1 protein-coding gene is annotated in these 1050 nt (G+C 65.4%); it reads right to left on the bottom strand.

The window, feature by feature from the left end; translation table 11 throughout:
* Positions 1–292: 292 nt before the first annotated feature.
* Positions 293–1050, bottom strand: a 758-nt coding sequence (locus ACFWJO_RS37655) for an IS4 family transposase (RefSeq protein WP_386872632.1), incomplete at its 5' end; no start/stop codon positions are given.

The following is a 1050-nucleotide window of genomic DNA, read 5'->3' as shown; positions in this document are numbered from 1 at the left end:
GGCCACCTGCCCGTCTGAGGTTCCCCAGGAAAAGTGGACTGGCTATGCAGCCGAAGCTGCCATTGACGGGGCTAACCTCAATACCGTTTACTTACGGTGGGGGGAAGGGCCTGTCCGGAAGAGATGACCGGTCTACGGTCGATGCAAGGTGCGTTGCGGTGGTGAGGGTGTTTGACGTGGAAGACGGACATCTTGCGCTTTGACCACCCGGGGGTTGGTGCGGGCACGCCGGGCGGGGAGCAGTTCATGGAGGATTTCGTCGGTTGTGCAGCGGTCGGCGTCGCTCCGGGCGTCAGGGGGAAAAGCCCGGGTGGCTCGCGGTGGTGCGGCGAGCGGCCCGGAGAGTGCGAGTGAAGGACAACCGGTCGGGATCATGCCCGGAATCGATTGCCACCGAATGCATCAGCGTGCGGATGGCGTAGTGCACGCACAGGTGACCGTAGACCTCTTGAATCACCCCGTCGGGGGTCTTCGACCGCAGCACCACCCCCGGTCCACGCTGGTGGGTTTTGAGTTCGTCGAAGGTGTTCTCGATTTCCCAGCGTTGGGCGTAGGCGAGGGCGAGATCTTCCGCGGGTGCGTCGGAGGGGTCGAGGATGGTGGTCAGCAGTCGGTACTGCTCGGGGTTTTCCCGCCCGTCGTCGAGGGTGTAGTCGATTACGCGCACCGTCAGTGGTGTGCGCTGCTGCCGATTCTTTCCGGAGGTGGGGATGATCTGTGCCAGCCAGGATCCGTCGTCGAGGGTCTCGAGGTGGCGGGGTGAGAGCGTCGATTTGACCCTCCACAGCAGATCGGCGCCGGTGGCGGTGGCCCGGGTCCACATGTCGAATCCGTACAGGCCGCGGTCGGCGAGCAGCAGCATTCCCGGTTCGAGGGTGTCGAACAGATCGTGCGTCAACTCCCGCTCGGAGGTGCGGCACGGTCCGATCGCGGCGTCGAAGACCGCGTGGGTACCGCATTCGGCGACCGCTACCAACCGTGCCTGCGGGAACGCGGACTTCTCGCCGCGGCTCGATGCCGGCCGCCCGAAATGCTCGGCGTTGGCCGGGG

The organism is Streptomyces sp. NPDC127092 (assembly GCF_042722475.1).
Classification (GTDB): domain Bacteria; phylum Actinomycetota; class Actinomycetes; order Streptomycetales; family Streptomycetaceae; genus Streptomyces.
The sequence above is the reverse complement of the archived record's forward strand: the minus strand, read 5'-3'. Positions and strand labels throughout refer to the sequence as shown.